The organism is Humibacter soli (genome assembly GCF_054779035.1).
Genome location: NZ_BAAGYX010000002.1, coordinates 523,316 through 543,727 on the forward strand (window position 1 = coordinate 523,316; position 20,412 = coordinate 543,727).

At 67.4% G+C, this 20,412-nt stretch carries 16 protein-coding genes; 11 read left to right on the top strand and 5 right to left on the bottom strand.

Features of this window, described 5'->3' with window-relative positions; all coding sequences use genetic code 11:
* Positions 1–450 precede the first annotated feature (450 nt).
* The 6 genes from ACYVDN_RS15540 to ACYVDN_RS15565 all read left to right on the top strand — a co-directional run bounded on the left by ACYVDN_RS15540 (position 451) and on the right by ACYVDN_RS15565 (position 8,177).
* Positions 451–1,635 carry a MarP family serine protease gene (locus ACYVDN_RS15540; protein WP_460573091.1) on the top strand — a complete coding sequence of 395 codons (1,185 nt, stop codon included), beginning with the start codon at positions 451–453 and terminating at the stop codon, positions 1,633–1,635.
* A gap of 164 nt (positions 1,636–1,799) precedes the next feature.
* Positions 1,800–2,534: a ThuA domain-containing protein gene (locus ACYVDN_RS15545; RefSeq protein ID WP_460573092.1), complete on the top strand. Its 735-nt coding sequence runs from the start codon at positions 1,800–1,802 to the stop codon at positions 2,532–2,534.
* Positions 2,531–3,565: a Gfo/Idh/MocA family protein gene (locus ACYVDN_RS15550; RefSeq protein WP_460573093.1), complete on the top strand. Its 1,035-nt coding sequence runs from the start codon at positions 2,531–2,533 to the stop codon at positions 3,563–3,565. The genes ACYVDN_RS15545 and ACYVDN_RS15550 overlap by 4 nt, the downstream gene beginning before the upstream one ends.
* A 239-nt stretch (positions 3,566–3,804) precedes the next feature.
* A complete protein-coding gene (locus ACYVDN_RS15555; protein WP_460573094.1) occupies positions 3,805–5,028 on the top strand; it encodes an EfeM/EfeO family lipoprotein in 1,224 nt (407 codons plus the stop codon).
* Positions 5,025–6,374: a Dyp-type peroxidase gene (gene efeB, locus ACYVDN_RS15560; RefSeq protein ID WP_460573095.1), complete on the top strand. Its 1,350-nt coding sequence runs from the start codon at positions 5,025–5,027 to the stop codon at positions 6,372–6,374. Before ACYVDN_RS15555 ends, efeB begins: the two co-directional genes overlap by 4 nt.
* A gap of 45 nt (positions 6,375–6,419) precedes the next feature.
* Entirely contained in the window at positions 6,420–8,177 is a 1,758-nt protein-coding gene (locus tag ACYVDN_RS15565; protein ID WP_460573096.1) for a phospholipase C, read from the top strand.
* A gap of 155 nt (positions 8,178–8,332) precedes the next feature.
* Here the strand turns inward: ACYVDN_RS15565 and ACYVDN_RS15570 are convergent, their stop codons facing one another.
* Positions 8,333–9,457, bottom strand: a complete 1,125-nt coding sequence (locus ACYVDN_RS15570; RefSeq protein ID WP_460573097.1) for a hypothetical protein — start codon at positions 9,455–9,457, stop codon at positions 8,333–8,335.
* Between the two features lie 103 nt (positions 9,458–9,560).
* Between ACYVDN_RS15570 and ACYVDN_RS15575 the strand changes: the two genes are divergently transcribed.
* From ACYVDN_RS15575 to ACYVDN_RS15590, 4 genes are all read left to right on the top strand, one after another.
* Positions 9,561–10,157, top strand: coding sequence for a TetR/AcrR family transcriptional regulator (locus ACYVDN_RS15575; RefSeq protein WP_460573098.1), 597 nt, complete (start codon positions 9,561–9,563; stop codon positions 10,155–10,157).
* Between the two features lie 41 nt (positions 10,158–10,198).
* A complete protein-coding gene (locus ACYVDN_RS15580; protein ID WP_460573099.1) occupies positions 10,199–11,125 on the top strand; it encodes an aldo/keto reductase in 927 nt (308 codons plus the stop codon).
* A 102-nt stretch (positions 11,126–11,227) separates the two neighbouring features.
* Entirely contained in the window at positions 11,228–11,743 is a 516-nt protein-coding gene (locus ACYVDN_RS15585) for a MarR family winged helix-turn-helix transcriptional regulator (RefSeq protein WP_460573100.1), read from the top strand.
* A complete protein-coding gene (locus tag ACYVDN_RS15590) occupies positions 11,740–15,702 on the top strand; it encodes an ABC transporter ATP-binding protein (protein ID WP_460573101.1) in 3,963 nt (1,320 codons plus the stop codon). Before ACYVDN_RS15585 ends, ACYVDN_RS15590 begins: the two co-directional genes overlap by 4 nt.
* Positions 15,703–15,858: 156 nt before the next feature.
* On the opposite strand, the gene ACYVDN_RS15595 is transcribed toward ACYVDN_RS15590, so the two are convergent.
* The 3 genes from ACYVDN_RS15595 to ACYVDN_RS15605 form a co-directional block, all read right to left on the bottom strand.
* Positions 15,859–17,094: an AI-2E family transporter gene (locus tag ACYVDN_RS15595; protein WP_460573102.1), complete on the bottom strand. Its 1,236-nt coding sequence runs from the start codon at positions 17,092–17,094 to the stop codon at positions 15,859–15,861.
* A 122-nt stretch (positions 17,095–17,216) separates the two neighbouring features.
* On the bottom strand, positions 17,217–18,068 hold the full coding sequence (locus tag ACYVDN_RS15600; RefSeq protein WP_460573103.1) for an aldo/keto reductase: 852 nt from the start codon (positions 18,066–18,068) through the stop codon (positions 17,217–17,219).
* Positions 18,043–18,561 carry a MarR family winged helix-turn-helix transcriptional regulator gene (locus tag ACYVDN_RS15605; protein WP_460573104.1) on the bottom strand — a complete coding sequence of 173 codons (519 nt, stop codon included), beginning with the start codon at positions 18,559–18,561 and terminating at the stop codon, positions 18,043–18,045. Before ACYVDN_RS15605 ends, ACYVDN_RS15600 begins: the two co-directional genes overlap by 26 nt.
* Positions 18,562–18,678: 117 nt before the next feature.
* On the opposite strand from ACYVDN_RS15605, the gene ACYVDN_RS15610 reads away from it, so the two are divergent.
* On the top strand, positions 18,679–18,816 hold the full coding sequence (locus tag ACYVDN_RS15610; RefSeq protein WP_460573105.1) for a hypothetical protein: 138 nt from the start codon (positions 18,679–18,681) through the stop codon (positions 18,814–18,816).
* A 225-nt stretch (positions 18,817–19,041) separates the two neighbouring features.
* Here the strand turns inward: ACYVDN_RS15610 and ACYVDN_RS15615 are convergent, their stop codons facing one another.
* Complete coding sequence (locus tag ACYVDN_RS15615; protein WP_460573106.1) at positions 19,042–20,328, bottom strand: glycoside hydrolase family 27 protein; 1,287 nt, start codon at positions 20,326–20,328, stop codon at positions 19,042–19,044.
* Between the last annotated feature and the right edge of the window lie 84 nt (positions 20,329–20,412).

Below are 20,412 nucleotides of genomic sequence, written 5' to 3' on the forward strand. Positions count from 1 at the left end.
ATCCCGCAGCAAGTGGCGAGGACTTGAGGGGAGCGAGAGGTGGCGATGGAAGCGGGGCGTGGGATGCCCAACCCGAGGTCGTCGCCGCACCCACCCCCGCCCGCAAGTCGTGGCACCCTCGCCTTCGCCGCCACGTGGTCACCACCCCACCCCTCCACGTGGCCATCACACGCCGCCCCGTCATGTGGCCATCACATCCCACCCCACCCGAAGTCGTCGCCACGTCACTCCACCTAAAAGTCGTCGCCACTTTGTGCGGAGTCGGCGCGTTGCATCCCGCAGCAAGTGGCGACGACTTGGGAGGAGGCGGGGCAAGGGGAGGTGGGGCCGAGCTACGGGTACCCGAGGCGGGACTGGAAGCGTGGGCGACCATGAGACCCGGGCGAGCCGGATGGCACACAGAGGCCCGCCGCAGAATTCGCACAGCCGGGTGGGTAAGAGTGGTCTGTCGTGGAGATCGTCGTCGACATCGTGCTGGCGCTCGCCGCGATCGCCGCGATCGTGGTGGGATGGCGTCGTGGTGCCCTGCTCACCGCGCTCTCTATGGTGGGCCTCATCGCAGGCCTGTGGATCGGCCTCATCGTCGCGCCGATCGTCGTCGACTGGCTCACTCCGCTCGGGCTGACCAACACGGTGGCGCGTGCGCTGCTCGCCGCCGTCATCGTTCTGGCCTGTGGCTCTGCGCTGTACGGCGTCGGCACCACGATCGGCTCGATGCTGCGGTCGCGCATGCACCGCGGCCCGATCGGGAACGTCGATTCCGCGGGTGGATCGGTGATCGGCTTGGTCGCCTGGGCGGTCGTGGTCTGGCTGGTCGCAGGCTTCGTGCAGACCTCGGCGATCTATCCGGCGTCGCAACTGGCATCCGGATCGCGCATCGTCACGGCCCTCGACGCGATCGCGCCCGTGCCGGCATCAACGGCGCTCGGCGCACTGGATGACGCCCTGGCCGGCGCCGGCCTGCCCGAGGTCTTCACCCACGGTGAGACGATCCCGGGAACGGCTGCACCGGACCCGACCATCCCGGCCGCCGTGAGCTCGCGGTCGGAGAGCGTGGTGAAGGTGCTTTCGCTCGAGCCGAGCTGCTCCATGGAGTCCACGGGAAGCGGCTGGGTCGAGTCCGCCGGAATGGTCGTGACGAACGCCCACGTCGTCGCCGGCTCGTCATCCGTCGACGTGCAGACGAAAGAGGGGAACACCTACGACGCGACGGTGGTGAGCTTTGACCCGAGACGCGACGTCGCCGTGCTGAGTGTTCCCGGCCTCACGGCCCCTGCCCTGACGACAGGCTCACCCCTGCAGGCGGGCAGCTCGACGGTCATCGCCGGGTATCCCGGCGGCGGTCCGCTGACACTGGGTGGCGCGCGCGTGCGCGCTGAACTCACCGCTGTCGGAACCGACATCTACCAACGGGATGCCGTCGCCCGCGACGTCTACTCCTTACGCGGAACGGTGCGCCCCGGCAACTCGGGCGGCCCGCTCTTCGACACCAGCGGCAGGGTGGTCGGGGTCGTCTTCGCGAGATCGACGACGGATGCCAGCACCGGCTACGCCCTGACTCTCGCCGAGATTCAGCCCGTGTTGAAGGCCGCCGGATCGATGCCCGTCGCCACCGGAGCCTGCGCCGCGGGTTGACGCCTCACTTCCGCGGGCTTCCGCGTGCTGACCCCGCGCTTCCGTGTGCTGGTGCCGCACTTCCGAGGGCGACGCCCCGACCGCCGGCTCGCCTTGCAACCACATAGCGCGACCGCGTACCCTGACCCTCGGTTTTCGAATCGATTCGACTCAGGGGAGAGATCATGCGCATCACCGTGTGGAACGAGAACGTGCACGAGACCACACAGCCGGACATCACCGCGATCTATCCGAACGGCATCCACGGCGCCATCGCCGAGGGCCTCGCCGAGCGCATTCCCGACGCGACCATCCGCACCGCGACCCTGGCAGATCCGGAGCACGGCCTCGATCAGGCAACCCTGGATGCCACGGACGTGCTCCTCTGGTGGGGTCACATGGCACACGACCAGGTCTCCGACGAGGTCGTCGCGCGCGTACAGCAGCGCGTGCTCGCCGGAATGGGCCTCATCGTGCTGCACTCCGGCCACTTCTCGAAGATCTTCAAGGTGCTGATGGGAACCACGTGCTCCCTCAAGTGGCGCAACGAGGCCGAACGCGAGCTGGTGTGGACGGTCAACCCGTCGCATCCGATCGCGGAGGGCATCCCGTCGCCTCTCGTCATCGGGCAGCAGGAGATGTACGGCGAGTACTTCGACGTGCCGACCCCGGACGAGCTCGTCTTCATCAGCTCGTTCTCGGGCGGCGAGGTCTTCCGCTCGGGCCTTACCTACCGACGTGGCAACGGCAAAGTCTTCTACTTCAGCCCTGGCGACCAGGAGTATCCGGTGTTCTTCCACAACGATGTGCGCAATGTGCTGGCGAACGCCGTGCGCTGGGCGGCTCCTGGACGCACCGTGGCGCCCCCACCGACGGTGTCGAACCCGGCGCGCGACTGGTTCGTGGGGGAGCTGTCGTGAGCACTCTGAAGGTCGGCGTCGTCGGCGTCGGATGGGCCGGACAGCAGCACCTCAAGGGCTTCGCCGCGTTGGATGACGTGCAGATCGTCGCTCTGGCGGGCATGGAGACCGAGCGCGTCGCCGAGCTGAAGGCCGAGTATGACATCCCCGTGACGTTCGAGCGGTGGGAGCAGATGCTCGACGAGGTGGACCTCGACGCCGTGAGCATCGCCACGCCGACCGCGCTGCACGCGCCGATTGCGATCGCAGCCCTCGAGCGGGGCATCCACGTGCTCACCGAGAAGCCCATCGCGGCCGGCATCGACGATGCGAAGGCCATGGTGGATGCTTCACGCTCGGCCCACCGCGTGCTGCAGGTCGTCTTCAATCACAGACTGCGCGGCGACATCGCCGAGCTCGGCCGCATCATCGCCTCTGGCGAACTCGGTCGCGCCTACGTCGCCAAGGCCGGATGGCTGCGCCGAGCAGGCGTGCCGACATCGGGCTGGTTCGCACGGCGCGAGCTCTCGGGCGGCGGTCCGCTGCTCGACCTCGGCGTGCACGTGATCGACTACGCGCTGCATCTGCTCGGCGAGCCGGAGGTGCTCACGGTGTCGGCATCCACCTACGACGAACTGGGCACGAAGGCGGTCGAAGGCTTCGACGTCGAGGACATCGCGATCGCGTTCTTGCGGCTCTCCGGCGGCACGACGCTCACGCTGGAGACCAGCTGGGACGCCTACCGCCCAGACAACAACGAGTTCTGGATGACCGTGTTCGGCACCGAGGGCGGTGCTGAGCTACGCGTGATCGACTACACCGAGAGCGAGCTCACGGTGTTCCGCACGCGCGACGGGGTCACCGACGACTACGTGGCAACCCCCGGCCCGCACGGCGGACACGACCAGGTGGTCGCGGAATTCGTCACGGCGGTCAAGGCGGGACCCGACGAGTGGACCGCCCACGACGGTTCGCTCGGCCTGAAGCGGGCCGCCGTGATCGACGCCTGCTACCGCTCGGCGGAGTCCGGCCGCGAGGTCGTCCCGGCGTAGTCGCCCCTGTGAAGCACCGTGGGTTGAGGAGCACACGGCGAGGCCGGCGGTGGAGGCGATGACCCCCGTTAGGGGGCGCACGGGGAAGCAGCGGCTGAACTCTGTGTGAAATCAATGAACGCCAGGTGAACCGTCTCGAATCCACTGCGAGCATGGCTTCCGCGTAGGCCCGGAACGCCGTTGGTCCGCGCGTGGAGATGGGCGGTACTGGGTCGATGCGGCATGCGCTGGGAATCGGGATGCTTGCGGGCGCGCTGGTCGTGCTCGTCGCTGGGGGCACCGCGGTACAGCTCACCGAACCCGAGGGCGGAGCAGTCAGCGCGGCCGGGGTCGGCGCAGCTGCAGCAGGTGCGAACGCGGGTACTGACGCAACAGGCGCACACCCCGGCACCTACACCGTCGCCGTGGGCATCTCCGGCTGCGGCACCGGCTGGTCTTCGCCGACCGCGGGGGTGCAGACCTTCGACGTGAAGAACACCTCGATCGCCGGCATGGAGGTCTACCTGCAGTCGGCGTCGAGTCAGAACGTCTACCTCGACCTCGAATCCCTCGGCGCGGGCACCACGACGCGGGGCCAGGCGACCATCCCGGCCGGCAAGTACCGCTTCATCTGCCTGCCCGCGGACGAGGACCCCATCTCGGGCCCGGTCGTCACCGTGACCGGCGCTGCTCACGTGGCCGGCGAGACCCCGGGCATCCCACCCGTGACGCAGAACGACCTGATCCCCGTCGCGAAGACGTACGGCACCTGGATTGAGAGCAAGCTGCCATCCCTGGCCGCTGGTGTGGCCGCGCTGAACGCCGACGTGACATCCGGCGACCTCGCCAAGGCGAAAACCGACTGGCTCTCCGCCCATCTCGAGTACGAGACGCTCGGCGCCGCCTACGGAGCGTTCGGCGACGCCGACACCGCGATCAACGGGATGCCCGCCTCGAGCAAGACCGCGCTGAACGACCCCGACCTCACCGGCTTCCACAAGATCGAGGCGCTGCTGTGGTCGGGGGCTCCCGCCGCGACGATCGCGCCGTTCACGTCGCAGCTGGTCGCCGACGTGGCGAAGCTGCAGAAGACGTTCCCGACCGACCGCATCGATCCGCTCGACATCGGCCTGCGTGCCCACGAGATCTTGGAGAACGCCCTGCAATTCGAGCTCACCGGCAAGACCGACGCAGGCAGCCACACCAACCTCGCGACCCTCGACGCCAACCTGACCGGAACCGTGCAGGCGCTCGAGCCGCTCAGGGGCATCCTGAAGACCCGCTATCCGGACCTCGCGAAGACGGATGCCGCCATCGCGGCCTCGCGCACCCTCGTCGAGTCCTACCGGCATGCCGACGGCACGTGGGTCCCGCTGCAGTCGCTCTCCACGACCCAGCGTGAGTCGCTCGACGCACAGATCGACCAGACGATCGGATTGCTCGCCCCCATCGCCGCGATCTGCGACGTGAGGAGGGCGGCATGACCGGCGGATGCCCGTTCCCGGGCCACAACGCGCACCACGAGGCACCGGCGGGTGACGTCGGGCAACCGGCCGACGCCGAGCGTGATCACGGTCTGGGTCGTCGCGGGTTCCTGCACGGCCTCGTCGGAGCCGGCATCGCGGCACCACTCGCCGCAGTGGCAGCAGCACCGGCGGCCGCGTCCGCATCGACCCGTGCCGCGTCATCCGACCCGCTGCATCCGGCAGAGGTCGGCTCGCCCACCGCGTCGACGTACGCGTTCCACGGTGCGCACCAGGCGGGCATCCTCACTCCCGCGCAGCGCACCGCGGCGTTCGTCGCGTTCGACCTCACCGCCAAGGGTCGCGCCGAGCTCGTCGACCTGATGAAGACGCTGACCGACCGGGCGCGGTTCCTCACGGCCGGCGGTACTCCGCAGACGACCGGCATCACGGCCCCGCCATCGGACTCCGGCGTGCTCGGTCCCGTCGTCCCTGCCGACGGCCTCACCGTCACGGTGTCGCTCGGTGCCTCGGTGTTCGACGACCGGTTCGGACTCGCGGCGCAGAAGCCCCACCGGCTGCGCACGATGGAGGACTTCCCGAACGACGACCTCGACCGGGCGACCTGCGACGGCGATGTGCTGCTGCAGGTCTGCGCGCACAACTCCGACACCGTGTCGCATGCTCTTCGCGACATCGCGGCGGCCACCCGCGGCGCGATGCAGATCCGCTGGCGCAAGGACGGATTCGTCTCGCCGCCGCGTCCCTCCGGCACGCCGCGCAACCTGATGGGCTTCAAGGACGGCACCTCCTCCCCAGCTCTGGCCGCGGTGTCCGCGCCCGCCGCGCTGGTCTGGGCACACGCCGGCGGCGGGGAACCGGACTGGGTCGAAGGCGGCTCGTATCACGTCGTGCGGGTCATCCGCATGCTCGTCGAGTTCTGGGATCGCGTCTCGCTGCACGAGCAGGAGAACATGATCGGCCGGCGCCGCGACTCCGGTGCGCCGTTGACCGGCACTCACGAGCACGACGACCCGCACTACGAGATGGACCCGACCGGCGATGTGATTCAGATGGATGCCCACATCCGACTCGCGAACAACCGGTCGCCCGAGCAGGCGAAGCAGCAGATGCTGCGGCGTCCCTTCAACTACGACTCGGGTGTCGACGTGAACGGCAACATCGACACCGGGCTCATCTTCGCGTGCTTCAACCAGGATCTCGAGCGCCAGTTCGTCACGGTGCAGAAGCGGCTCATCGACGAACCGCTCGTCGATTACATCTCGCCGACCGGCGGCGGCTATTTCTTCGCGCTGCCGGGTGTGCGCAACAAGACCGACTGGTTCGCCAGCGGACTGCTGACCTGATCGGGGCGGTCGGCAGTATCCGTAATCCCGACGAAAGGATCACGAATGCCCAAGGTGTTCGGGCGACGCGCTCTGCGCGTCGCTGCTATCCCGGTCGCGCTCGCCGCGATCGCGACGACTGTCGCCCTCGCGGCGCCGGCGTCGGCCTCCCAGCCGGACCATTCCGGAGCCACCCAGACGCCCATCAAGCACCTCGTCGTGCTGTTCGACGAGAACATCTCGTTCGATCACTACTTCGGCACCTACCCGAACGCGGTGAACACGGACGGCACCAAGTTCACCGCGGCCAAGGGCACCCCCAAGGCGAACACGGAACAGAACGCCGGGCTGATCGCAAAGAACCCCAACCAGTACGCGCCCCAGCGCCTTTCGCCGGCGCAGGCGGTCACATGCGACCAGAACCACAACTACGGTCCTGAGCAGAAGGCCGTGAACAACGGTGCGATGGACAAGTTCGTGGAGAACACGAGCAAGGACACCTGCACGGGCATGTACGGAAGCCCGGGCCTCGCGATGGACTACTACGACGGCAACACCGTCACCGGTCTGTGGAACTACGCCCAGAACTACGCGATGAGCGACAACTCGTGGGACACCGTGTTCGGCCCCTCGACGCCGGGCGCGCTGAACCTGGTCTCCGGCCAGACCCACGGCGTCACCTCGATCGACCCGACGACGGGCAAGCAGACGGCGACGCCTGACTCCTACACCGTCGTGTCGCCCAACGCGAAGGGCGTCGGCACCGTGATCAACGACCCCGACCCGGCGTACGACGACTGTGCGGACAACAACCACACGGCCACCAACGCGCTCGGCGCCATGTCGGGCAAGAACATCGGTGACCTGCTGAATGCCAAGAACGTGACGTGGGGCTGGTTCCAGGGCGGCTTCACGCCGACCACCAAGTGGAACGGCAAGACCGGTAGCTACGCGGTCTGCGGCAAGACCTCGACGAACATCGCCGGAGCGGCATCCGTCGACTACTCCCCGCACCACAACCCGTTCGAGTACTACAAGTCGACGTCGAACCCGCACCACCTGCCGCCGTCGAGCGACAGGATGATCGGTCACACCGACCAGGCGAACCACCAGTACGACCTGACCTCCTTCGACACGGCTCTCAGGCAGAACAACCTGCCTGCTGTGTCGTTCCTGAAGGCGGCCGAGGCGCAGGATGGCCACGCCGGATACTCCGACCCGATCGATGAGCAGAACTTCCTCATCAAGGAGATCAACGCCATCGAGAAGTCGCCCGAGTGGAAGAGCACGGCCATCGTGATCAACTACGACGACTCCGACGGCTGGTACGACCACGTCGCACCGACCATCCTCAACGGGTCGAAGGACGCCGCTAACGACTCCGCGATCTGCACCAACTCGACGGCCCCGGCCGCCGGCGGATACGCCGACCGCTGCGGTCCGAGCCAGCGCCTGCCCTTCGTGGTGATCTCGCCCTTCTCGAAGCAGAACTACATCGACCACACCGCCATCGAGCAGACGTCGATCACCAAGTTCATCGAGAACAACTGGAACACCGGACGCATCGGCGACTCCTCGTTCGACGCTCGCGCCGGGTCGATCATGGGCATGTTCGACTTCTCCAGGCCGCAGCAGCGCGCCGTGCTCCTTGCGAACAACGGAACGGTCGCGAAGGTCACTCACGTGACCGTTCCGGGAGTCGGCAGTGGCAACAACGGTCACGGAAACGACAACGGCCACGGAAACGACAACGGCCACGGAAACGGCCAGGGCCAGAACGGCAACGGCCAGGGTCAGAACAACGGCCACGGCAACGGGCACTGAGTAGCCGTCGCGCCGAGGTGACGCCCTCTCGCTGGTCGAGTGCGCCGAAGGCACGCGTATCGAGACCTGGCCAGGTGCCCGGTCTCGATACGCGTCGACCTTCGCTTTTAGCTCCAGCGCGCTACTCGACCAGCGGGGTCGCGTCGACCTCGCGGTCATCCGACCGGGATCGCCTCCTTCGCGGGTGCCACCGCGTCTTCGTCATCCCATCCATCGACGTGCACGACCTCGCGCGAGCGGAAGTGGCCGACGAGCTGGAGCAGTACGCCGAGCGCGGCCCATCCGGCGAGCACCAGCACGGGGAACGCGATCGAGGCCTGCGTGAAGTACGAGAGGTCGCGCAGCAGCGTCGTTGCGGCGCCGGGAACGAACCACTGTCCGACGGCTCCCCACGGTTCTGGGAGGAATTGGGGAGGTTGTGCCGCGGATGACAGGGGATTTCCGATCAGCACGGTGACGACGGCTCCGACGGCGATGCCCGCCGGGCCGATCAAGGCGGACATCCCGACGATGAACGACGCCGTCGCGAAGACCGCCAACGCCATGGCGCCGAAGTTCGCGAGGAACGACCCCTGCAGAATGCCGAACCACGGCTGCAGCACGCTCACCACGATGGCCGCCGCCGCGAGCGCGTAGACGACCGTTGCGGCGAGCCTGCGCCAGACCCCGGTCACCAGCACCGAGATGAGCACCCCGCCGATCATGCCGCCGAGAGCAAGCGGGAACGCGGCGGTCGAGATGCCGGTCCCTCGCGAGTCGGTGCTCGCCAGAGGCACGACGTCGGAGAGCTTCACCGTCACCGACGGAACCGAGGCCAGCGCCTGCAAGACCTGCTCACCCGTCGCGCCCTTCGCGGCGGCGGCCTGAGCGCCTGCCTGCGCCGCCGTCTGGATGCCCTCCGTCACCTGCTTCTGCAGCACCCCCTGCACCGCCGTCATCACCTGCGTGACAGCGGGTCCGGCAGCGGACGCCGTGAGCACCTCGGGGGAAGTGCCGATCACGATGCCTCCGTCGTAGTCCCTGTGCTGGATGCCGGTGACGATGGCGTCGCGGTCGTTCACCTTCGTCACGTCGAACAGCCCGGGTTGGGCCTTGTCGAGCGCGGAGGTGACGGCATCCACCTGCGCGCTCTGTCCCGTGATGGCGATCGGGAGATTCTGCGGTTTCGAGGTCACCGTCGGCCAGAGGAAGGCGAGCACGACGACGCCGATGGCGACCGCGGCCCCGAGCCCGATGAGCACGGAGCGGCCCCACGTCGTGTGGGCGATGCGTTCGGACATGATTTCTCCTAAAACGAATGTTCGTTCTTTATAATGGACACGGAGCCTCCGGATGTCAACGCCGGACCGCGGGGAAGAATGGGACGGTCGAAGGGGAGAGCGGATGCCCAAGGTCAGTGACGAGCACCGTCTGGCGCGCCGCCGCCAGATCGTCGAGGCCGCCATGAGGAGCTTTCTTCGTGGCGGGTTCCAGGAATCCTCGATGAGCGACATCATCGCCGAGTCCGGCCTCTCCGCCGGCGCGATCTACGGCCACTTCGCCGGTAAGTCCGAAATCATCTCGGCCGTGGCTTCCGAGGTGCTCGGGGGTGGTCTTGCTGAGCTGCACGAGGTGCGGCAGCCAGACGGCACGCCGATGCATCCGCTCGACTTCGTGCGCCGCCTCGTATCGTCCCTGACCGCGCGCGCCGGCGGCACGGCGCTCCCCGTGCAGGTGTGGGGCCGCGCCGTGATCGACCCCGACCTTCGCGCGTTGTTCGGCACGATACTGCCTGCGATCGTTGCGGCGATCGCCGAGCAGACCGCGCTGTGGATGCGTGAGGTGCGCCACGTTCCAGACGACGATGCCACCCGACGTGGAGCCGAGCTCGCTCCGCTCATCACCGGCATGCTGCAGGGCGGCATCGTCCAGGCCGAGCTGCTCGACGAGTTCGACCTCGTCTCCTACCTCGAGCCCGCGCGGCCGATGTTCGAGGTGTGACCGGTCACCACAGCCCGTGCGCCGTCCGCCAGGATGGACCCATGAAGACCATCACCATCCCGAACACGACGATCGACGGCAGCAACGTCATCCTCGGCCTGATGCGCATCCTCGACCTCAGTGACGAGCAGATCAAGACCCTGGTCGGCACCGCCCGCGACGCGGGCATCAACTTCTTCGACCACGCGGATGTCTACGGTGGCGACCACGGATGCGAGCGCCGCTTCGGTGACGCCGTGCAGTTCTCCGGCGCCGACCGCGAGAGCGTCTACCTTCAGTCGAAGGTGGGCATCCGCAACGGCTTCTGGGACTTCTCGAAGGAGCACATCCTCGAGTCGGTCGACGAGTCGCTGAAGGCACTGCGCACGGACTATCTCGACGTGCTTCTGCTGCACCGTCCCGACACGCTCATGGAGCCGGACGAGATCGCCGAGGCATTCAGCGCGCTCCACGCCGCGGGCAAGGTTCGCAACTTCGGTGTCTCGAACCAGACTCCCGGACAGGTCGAGCTGCTGAAGCGGTCCGTGCAGCAGCCGCTCGTCGTGAACCAGGTGCAGCTCAGCATCACGCACGCGAACCTCTTCGCACAGGGCATCGCGGCCAACATGAACGGCCTCGACCAGTCGATCGATCGTGACAACGGCATCCTCGAGTACTCGCGCCTGAACGACATCACCCTGCAGGCATGGTCGCCGTTCCAGAAGGGGTTCTTCGACGGCGTGTTCCTCGGCGACCGCGAGAACTACGCGGAGCTGAACGACGCGCTCGACGAGATCTCCGCGTCGTACGGCGTGACGCCGACGTCGCTCGCGGTCGCGTGGATCACCCGCCACCCCGCCAACATGCAGGTGGTGCTGGGTACGACGAACCCGCAGCGAGTCATCGAGTCGGCAGCCGGCTCCGACATCCCGCTGACCCGCCCGGAGTGGTACCGCCTCTTCACGGCAGCAGGCCACATCCTCCCGTAGGGCTCCGCACGCCCCTCCCTTCCGCGGGTTGAGGAGCACGCAACGTGCTCCTCAACCAGCCAGAGGAATCGATGATGGCGACCGCGGGCATACGATGGTTCGGTGGTCGAACTACCTGAGCCCTCCGCCGTTGCGGCGCCGAGTGCGGATGCCCGCGCCGCCGTGCACGCAATCACACGCGCCTCGCGCATCCTCGAGCGGTCTCTGCCCGAGCTGAGCCTCGCCGACTTCAGGGTGCTCTCCGCGGTGGCGGAGGGTGAGGGACGGGCATCCCGTCTCGCACAGCGACTGGCGCTCGGCAAGCCGGCCATCAGCTCTACCGTGGACTCCCTCGTGCGGCGAGGACTCCTGCGTCGCGAGGCGCACGACTCCGACCAGCGGGCAGTCGAGCTCGTGCTCACCCCGGCCGGTGATGTCGTCCGCAGGGCATCCGAGAACGCGCTCGCCGAGGTGGTGACGGCGCTCGCCGCGGGAACGGATGACCCGGATGCGCTCCTCGCCTCCCTCGCGGCACTCGGCGAGGAGATCGAGCGCAGGCAGGCATCCTTCGCCGCCGAGAGGATGGGCGCCGGCGCGACAGCAGCGCCCGCCACGCAGACCTCAGAGGCGGCTCGGTGAGCGGCACGACGACGAAGACCCCGCCCGCCGCGGGCGCCGCAAATACCCCAACCCCGGCACCCGACGCACCGGACAGGCGCGGCTGGGTTCGCCGCCTCGGCCACTACCTCTGGCGGCACCGCAAGAACGTGATCATCGCGGTGGTCGCGGCCATCCTCGGCTCGGCCTGCCAGGTGGCGACGCCGTTGATCGCCCGCCAGATCGTCGACGGCGTGATCGTGGACAAGACGGCCCCGCTGCTGCCCTGGCTCGTGCTGCTCATCGTGCTCGCGCTGATCGCCTTCGGCTTCGCCTACCTTCGGCGCTACCGCGGCGGCCGGGTGGCCCTCGACGTGCAGAACGACCTGCGCAATGCCATGCACGACAAGCTCCAGCAGCTCGATGCCGCCGCGCTCGACACCATGCCGGTCGGCCAGCTCGTCGCGCGTGCGAACTCCGACTCTGCTCTCGTGCAGGGGCTGCTGAACTTCCTGCCCCTCGTCAGCGGAAACCTGCTGATGATGGCGCTGTCGCTCGTCGTCATGTTCATCCTGTCCCCGCTCCTTGCGATCATCAGCCTCGCCGTCGTGCCCGCGCTGCTGATCGTGAGCTACCGGATGCGCCGCAAGGTGTTCCCTGCAACGTGGGACGGTCAGCAGAAGGAAGGCGAGCTCGCCGAGATCGTCGACGAGGATGTCGGAGGCGTGCGCGTCGTGAAGGCCTTCGGCCAGGAGCGGCGCGAGCTCGAGCGGCTGACCGGCACCGCGACCACTCTGTACGGATCCCAGATGCGTGCCGTGCGCATCCAGTCGAGGTTCCAACCGCTGCTGGAGGCCATCCCTGCGCTCGGGCAGGTGGGCATCCTGGCTCTTGGCGGATGGCTGGCGATGAACGGCGACATCACGCTGGGCACGTTCCTCGCGTTCTCCACCTACATCGCTCAGCTCATGGCGCCTGCGCGGCAGTTGGCCGGCATCCTCACGATCGGGCAGCAGGCCCGCGCCGGACTCGAGCGCATCTTCCAGCTGCTCGACCTGAAGCCCACCATCGCGGATGCACCCGACGCCGTGGACCTGCCCGAACGGCCGGGCTCCATCGAGTTCCGCGACGTGTCGTTCGGCTACCAGTCGCACACGACCGTGCTCGACGACTTCTCCCTCACGGTGCGGCCGGGCGAGCGGGTCGCGCTCGTCGGCGCGAGCGGAAGCGGCAAGTCCACCATCGGCCGCCTGCTCGTGCGCTACTACGACCCGGACTCCGGACATGTCACGATCGGTGGCAAGGATGTCCGCGACGTGCGCCTCGGATCCCTCCGGCAGGCCATCGGCATGGCCTTCGAAGACGCCTTCCTGTTCTCCGAGTCGGTGCGCGACAACATCGCCTACGGTGCACCTGAGGCGACGGATGACGAGATCGAGGCGGCTGCACGTGTCGCCCGTGCACACGATTTCATCCTGGAGCTGCCCCGCGGATACGACACCGTGGTCGGCGAACGCGGGCTGAGCCTCTCCGGTGGCCAGCGGCAGCGCATCGCGCTGGCCCGTGCCATCCTGCGCGATCCGGCCATTCTCGTGCTGGATGACGCCACGAGCGCCATCGACGCTCGCACCGAGCAGACCATCCACGACGCACTGAGGTCGGTGATGGAGGGACGCACGGTGCTGCTCGTCGCGCACCGGCACTCCACGCTGCACCTCGCCGATCGCATCGTCGTGCTCGACCACGGGCGCATCGTCGACCAGGGGACCCACGACGAGCTCATCGATCGCAGCGCGACCTATCGCGCACTCTTCGGAGCGACGGATGCCGCGCGTCGCGGCGACATCGACGCCTTGGCTCCCGCCGCGGAGCACCCCGCTGGTCCAGTAGCGCGCGTCGACGACGCACGCGTATCGAGACCCGACTCCACCGCGGTGCCCGGTTTCGAGACGCCCGCGGCGGATGCCCCGGGCTCCTCAACCAGCGGCAGTGCATCGCCATCCGCCGTCCCGCCCGCGCAGCGGCCCACGCGCACCGTCTCCGGCGCGCCGGGCCTCGGCATGGGACTCGGCGGGGGAGGTGGCGGCATGCGCGGCATGAGCGCGGGTCTCGTCGCCACTCCCGAACTGCTCGAGCGCGTCGCGGCACTTCCTCCCGTGCGCGATGTGCCGAACGTCGACCTCGATCGCGAGTCTCGGCACGTGCACGACTTCTCGCTCGGCAAGGTTCTGCGGGAGTTCAAGCGTCCGCTGCTGCTCGCGCTGGTGTTCGTCGTCATCGACGCGTTGGCCGGGCTCCTCGGCCCCGCCGTCGTGAAGACCGGCATCGACCAGGGCGTGACCGAGGGCGTGGCGGCCGTGCTGTTCGGGGCATCCGCCATCTACCTGGTCATCACGGTCGCCGACCTGTTCAACGGCATGGCAGAGACGTTCATCACCGGGCGTGCGGCACAGCGCATCATGCTCTCGCTGCGCATCCGCATCTTCGCGCAGCTGCAACGCCTCTCGCTCGACTACTACGAACGCGAGATGGCCGGCCGCATCATGACCAGGATGACCACGGATGTCGACCAGTTCGAGTCGCTCCTGCAGAACGGTCTGTTGGGTGCCCTGGTGGCCTTCGTCACCTTCGTCGGCGTCGGAATCGCACTCGTGATCGTGGATGTCCAACTCGGGCTGGCTGTGCTGACGGTGGTCATCCCGCTCGCCCTGGCCACGGTGTGGTTCCGTCGTCGCTCATCGCGTCTGTACGACCTCTCGCGCGAACGGATCGCGATCGTGAACGCCGCCTTCCAGGAGAGCCTCTCCGGGGTGCGCGAGTCGCAGGCGTTCACACACGAGGAGGCGACGATGCACCGCTTCCACGGGCACGGCGACGCCTACCTGCGCTCCAGGGTCGCGGCGCAGCGGCTGGTGGCGCTGTACTTCCCGTTCGTGCAGTTCCTCTCCGCGATCGCCGACGTGATCGTGCTGGGCCTCGGGGCTGCGTTGATCGCCCAGGGCCAGCTCACCACGGGTGCGCTGATCGCCTTCCTGCTCTACATCGACATGTTCTTCTCGCCGATCCAGCAGCTTTCGCAGGTGTTCGACGCCTGGCAGCAGACCAGGGTCTCGGTGTCGCGCATCTCGGATCTGATGAAGCTCGAGACCCTCACCCCGCAGGCTGAGGACCCGATCTCCGTCGGCGACCTGCACGGCGACATGGCGATCGACGACGTGCACTTCGCGTATCCGAGTGCGCCGGTCTCCACCGAGTTGCGGGGGCCGAAGGATGCCCGTGATCCGCTCTCCCGTGATGCGAAGTCCGTGAAGCCGCCCGAGGCGCTGTCGGGCGTCGAGTTGTTCATCCGGCCGGGCGAGACGATCGCGCTGGTGGGCGAGACCGGGGCCGGCAAGTCGACGGTGATGAAGCTGATCGCGCGCTTCTACGACCCCGATCGGGGCGCGGTGCTGGCTGACGGGATGGACCTCCGCGCGCTCGACCTCGGCGGCTTCCGTCGCGAGCTCGGATACGTGCCGCAGGAATCCTTCCTCTTCACGGGCACGATCGCCGAGAACATCGCGTACGGGCGGCCGGATGCCCCTCAATCCGACATCGAAGCGGCGGCCCGCGCCGTCGGCGCTCACGACATGATCGAGTCGCTGTCGTTCGGCTACGAGACCGAGATCGCTGAGCGCGGCAAGTCGCTCTCAGCGGGACAGCGTCAGCTGATCGCGCTGGCCAGGGCGGAGCTGGTGGATCCGGCCGTCCTGCTGCTCGACGAGGCGACAAGCAACCTCGACCTCGCGACCGAGTCTCGCGTCACGGATGCCATGCATCGTCTTGCCCGCGACCGCACCACGGTGCTCATCGCGCACCGCCTGCAGACGGCGATGGGGGCGCACCGCATCGTGATGCTCGACCACGGACGTGTCGCCGAGGTGGGGTCGCACGACGAGCTTCTCGATCGCGACGGCGCCTACGCCGCGATGTGGAGGGCCTTCGAGCTCGCCGCCGCCTGATGACCCCAACCGCCTCACCCGGCCAGCCTTGCTGAGATTCGGAGATTTGCAGGAGCACGCCGTGCCTGGCATCCGACACGCCGGCCATCACCGCAGATCTCCGATTTTCAGCAGGTGGCGCCGCAGAGAGAGCCCGCGCTGCCGCAGAGCTCGCCGTCAGGTTTTGGCGTCCTGCCGGGGGATGAAGATCTGCTTGATGATCAGCAGGATCGATGCCGTGACCGGGATGGCGACCAGGGCGCCGAGCAGACCGAGCAGTGTTCCGCCGACGAGGGCTCCGATGATCACCAGGGAGCCCGGCACCGAGATCGCGCGGTTCATCACGCGCGGGGTGAGCACGTATGCCTCGATCTGCATATAGACGAGGTAGATGATCGCGAAGATCAGCGCGCTGAGCGGACTGCTGAAGAGAGCGATCACGGTGCCGGCCATCCAGAACAGAACGGATCCGACGAGCGGGATGAGCGTGATGCAGAACGCCGCCAGTGCCATCAGCAACGGGAACGGCAGTCCGAGAAAGAGGTAGAGCAGAAAGGCGACGATCGAGTTGAAGAACGCCAGCACGACCATGCCGCCGAGGTAACCGCCGATGCCGGACGAGATCTGCTCGATCATCGAGGAGACGGTGGGTCGGCTTCGTGCAGGCGCAAGCCGAGCGAATGAGGTCTTGATCATCGGAAGCGATGCCAAGAAGTACAGGCTGAGCACCAGGATGATGATGACGCCCGAGATGATGCTGCCGATCGTGAGACCGACCTGAACGACGCCGCCACCGATCGCGGCGATGTTGGCGGGGTTCGACAGGAAGGCCTTGATCTGGTCGGTGATCGAACTCACCTGGTCGCCGAAGTTGCTCTGCAGCCAGTCGTAGAAGCTCGAGTGCTGGAAGGCCGTGATGGTCGCGGGGAAGTCCTTCACGAACTGAGTGATCTGGTGAACGACCGTCGGCACGATGAGCCAGAGCACCCCGACGAGCAGCAGCGCGAAGACGGTGTAGACCACCACGATTCCCCACGGTCGCTTCACGTTGTGGCGTTCCATCGCCCGCACGACGGGGTCGAGGCCGAGGGCAGCGAACAGCGCGAACACGATGTAGATGATGATCGTGGACAGGTTCGCGAAGGCCACGCCGACCAGGAACGCGGCGAGGCCGCCGAGCGTGATCAGAAACCCGAGGGTGAAGGGGCTGTTGACGTTGGCCCAGAACGTGCGGGATGGCACGGCCTCGCCGGTTCGCACCGATGACCCACCAGTGGTCGCCGCCGCGGGGAGATCTGCCGACGACGCGGGGTCTGAAGGTGCTGCATCCGTGTGCCCTCCGCCGTGAGCAGCGTCAGCAGGGGATTGCGCACCCCTCGGGCCGGACTCAGCAGCACCCGAGGCATCCGTCATGGCTGCCACTCTAGGGGCCAGCGGGCGTCACCCGGGAGATTTCGCGCCGATGGGTTTGGTGGTGCGGGTTCGGGGGCGACCGCCGCCCCACCTGTGATGCGAGCGGCGGGGCGGAGCGTCGCTCAGCCGAGTTGCTCGAGCTCGTCGGCGGTCAGCTCGATGTCGACGGCGGTGACGGAATCCAGAATGCTCTCCGGCCGCGAAGACCCGGGGATCGGGATGACGTGCGGTCCCTTCGCGAGCTCCCAGGCGAGGGCGATGACCTGCGGGCTCACACCTCGGGCATCCGCGATGTCTTGGAACGCCTCGAATCCCGTGCCCGTTCCCGAGCGGCCGATACCGCCGAGCGGGCTCCACGGCAGGAATGCGAGGCCGAGTTCTGCGCAGACCTCCAACTCGGGTTCGCTCGATCGAAAGCGCGGCGAGTACTGGTTCTGCACGGACACCAGGCGGCCATCGAGCACATCCTGTGCGATGCGGATCTGCTCGGGATTCGCGTTGGACACCCCCGCCATCTCGATCACGCCGTCGTTGAGCAGATCACGCAGCGCGGTGACCGAATCCTCGTACGGTACAGCGGGGTCCGGACGATGGAACTGGTACAGGCCGATCTTCTCCACGCCGAGCCGACGGCGCGAGTCCTCGGCCGCACCGCGGATGTAATCGGGGTTGCCGTTGACGATCCACGTGCCGTCGCCGGGACGGATGTGACCGCCTTTGGTCGCGACCAGCACGTGCGACGTGTCGCCGTTGTACTCGCGAAGCGCCTTGGCGATGAGCGCCTCGTTGTGACCGACCTCGTCGGCATGGATGTGGTACGCGTTCGCCGTGTCGATCAGAGTGACACCCGCGTCCAGAGCCGCGTGGATGGCCGAGATCGACCGCTTCTCGTCAGGCCTTCCTTCGATCGACATCGGCATTCCGCCGAGGCCGATCGCGCTCACGGTTCTATTGCCGATCGTGCGCTGCTGCATCAGTCGTTCCCTTCCGAGGGTGGACGTTGGGGTGTTCGGCGAGTGAGCCGCTGTTCTCTTCGACGGAGACGCGCAGCTTGTCGGTGAGCGTCTGCAGTTGGGTGAGCTCCTCAGCGCTGAGCGCTCCGCCGACATGGTCGATGATCGACCGTCCGTGCGGCACGGCGCAGCGGCGGTACAGGTCGTAGCCCGCATCCGTCAGACGAACGAGCGAGCCGCGTGCGTCATCCGGCTCAGGGCACTTCGAAACGAGCCCACGCTCGACCAGCCGGTCGATGAGCCGGCTCACACTCGGCTGGGTCAGGAGTACCTGGGTGCGCAGGTCGCGCAGGCGGATGCTGCGGTCGGGCTGCTTCGAGATGGTGAACAGCACGTCGTACTCGGTCAGGCTGAGGTCGGCGTCGCGTGGGAATTCGGCATTGAGAGTTCGCATCACGGTCACCTGAGCGCGGAAGAGCGACTCCCAGGCGCTGATCGCGGACTTCTTGGTCACAGTCGCTCCTTTCAACGCGCCGGGAATGTTGCATTCAAGCGTAGGGGTGACGACCGTCATGCGGGTGGGGGTGGAGGGAATGCGTTGGTCCCGCGAGCCAGGGGCTAGCCTCGAAGCATGGATGATCGTCACCCCACCTATCCAGCCCGTACCGGCGCCGCCGGCGTCTGGATCTGGACCGCAGTCATCATCGCCGTGATCGCTGCCGCCGGCTTCGTGATCACCGTCGCGACCGCCGGCGGATACGCGGGCTGACTCCTCTGCTCGCTTGGCCGGTCATCTCGGCCGCCGGCGGGCGAATCCGCGACCGCCGAAATCCGTGCCAAATAGGACAAGGGCCGGTCGTAGAGGCTTACGACCGGCCCTCTCCCTTGCACCAAGAGTGTCCTGCAATCACATTCCGCACCGACCGCCACAGCAAACAGCCGGTGCTCTTGAACTATATAACGAACAGGTAACGAGGCGCTAGTTATCCGTTCGTTATTTTCCGATTTCCAGCCACCGCACACCGTGCGATGGCACCCGGACCGAGATCGGCTCTCCCGCGTCGAGCCGCCGAACCCGCTGCTCATCCCACAGATCGGCAACGGTCATGGCGACGGGAGTGCGGTCGCCGATCAGCGAGGACATCGGCACGTCGATGTCCCGTTCGCCGTCGCCGGTCCAGAACACCGCAATGTAATCGGCCGCGCTCGTGGTCGAGCGGGCGCCCCACACGATGATCTCGCCGTCGTCAGCAGGCTCGCGCACTAACTCGGCGTTGTCGGCCGTCGAGGTGAGTACCTCGCGGAACGCCTTGTTCCGCAGCATTCCGATGGTCTCGTCACTGCTGGACGGCAGGTCGGCGCCGAGCATGAGGGGGGAGCGGGCCATCGTCCAGAGCGTCAACATGGTCCGCTGCTCGTCCATCGTGAGCAGGCTGTCGCGAGGGTCACCGCGTTCGGCGCGAACGCCGATGCGGCCGACGGGCAGCATGTCGGCATCCGCCCAGCCTTCGTCGCTCTGCAACGGAGCCCACCGTGCGAGCCGGGCGAATTGAGTATGGATGTCATCCCACCGGTCCCAGAGGTCGTCGGAGATGCGCCACATCTCGGCGTGCCGGCGAAGCGTGTCGAGGTGGCGCGTGGAGAGGCCGGTGCCGGGTGACAGTGACAGCGCGATGTCTCGGCCGCTGCGTTCGATCGCGAGCGCGTACGCAGCGATCTCGTCCTCGTAGAACGGTGCCTGCATGTCGTCGGCCTTGACGAAGTCGACGCCCCATTCCGCGAACTGGGCGACTTGGCCGTCGTAGTACGCCTGTGCACCCGGGTGCGCGTGATCGAGTCCGAAGTTGTCCGGGTTCCAGGCGCAGACGCGATCGCGATCGGCGATCTGGGATGCCGTCCATTCCGTTCCGAGCACGGGTAGGTCGAGCTCGACTGCGCGCCGCGGGATGCCGCGCATGATGTGCAGCCCGAACTTCAGCCCCATGTCGTGTACCTGGCCGGCGAGGGTGGTGAACCCGCCCCCGGCCGCGGACGGGAACCGATTCACCGCGGGGAGTTGGCGCCCCCAGGCATCCAGGGTGAGCGGGGCATCCCGGTTGTAACCGTGGGAACGCGCCGTCGGGTCGTACCAGTCGATGTCGACGACCACGGTGTCCCACCCGAACGGTGCCAGCTCGTCGCGCAGGACACGGGCATTCGCCAGCACCTCGTCTTCGGTCACGGTTGTGCCGAAACAGTCCCAGCTGTTCCATCCCATCGGGGGTGCGGCGACGGTTGTCACGTCATCTCCTTCGATTCGCGCGATCTCGATCCGCAGGGGCAGCGTAACCGGTCACGTGAAGTACTTGCGTCCGATGTCTCGACT

What these genes read in the sequence shown, in the direction of transcription:
- ACYVDN_RS15595 (WP_460573102.1), bottom strand. Translation starts at nt 17,094, where the DNA reads ATGACGGATGCCTCGGGTGCTGCTGAGTCCGGCCCGAGGGGTGCGCAA.
- ACYVDN_RS15570 (WP_460573097.1), bottom strand. Translation starts at nt 9,457, where the DNA reads ATGTCCGAACGCATCGCCCACACGACGTGGGGCCGCTCCGTGCTCATC.
- efeB (WP_460573095.1), top strand. Translation starts at nt 5,025, where the DNA reads ATGACCGGCGGATGCCCGTTCCCGGGCCACAACGCGCACCACGAGGCA.
- ACYVDN_RS15555 (WP_460573094.1), top strand. Translation starts at nt 3,805, where the DNA reads ATGCTTGCGGGCGCGCTGGTCGTGCTCGTCGCTGGGGGCACCGCGGTA.
- ACYVDN_RS15580 (WP_460573099.1), top strand. Translation starts at nt 10,199, where the DNA reads ATGAAGACCATCACCATCCCGAACACGACGATCGACGGCAGCAACGTC.
- ACYVDN_RS15610 (WP_460573105.1), top strand. Translation starts at nt 18,679, where the DNA reads ATGGATGATCGTCACCCCACCTATCCAGCCCGTACCGGCGCCGCCGGC.
- ACYVDN_RS15600 (WP_460573103.1), bottom strand. Translation starts at nt 18,068, where the DNA reads ATGCAGCAGCGCACGATCGGCAATAGAACCGTGAGCGCGATCGGCCTC.
- ACYVDN_RS15575 (WP_460573098.1), top strand. Translation starts at nt 9,561, where the DNA reads ATGCCCAAGGTCAGTGACGAGCACCGTCTGGCGCGCCGCCGCCAGATC.
- ACYVDN_RS15545 (WP_460573092.1), top strand. Translation starts at nt 1,800, where the DNA reads ATGCGCATCACCGTGTGGAACGAGAACGTGCACGAGACCACACAGCCG.
- ACYVDN_RS15565 (WP_460573096.1), top strand. Translation starts at nt 6,420, where the DNA reads ATGCCCAAGGTGTTCGGGCGACGCGCTCTGCGCGTCGCTGCTATCCCG.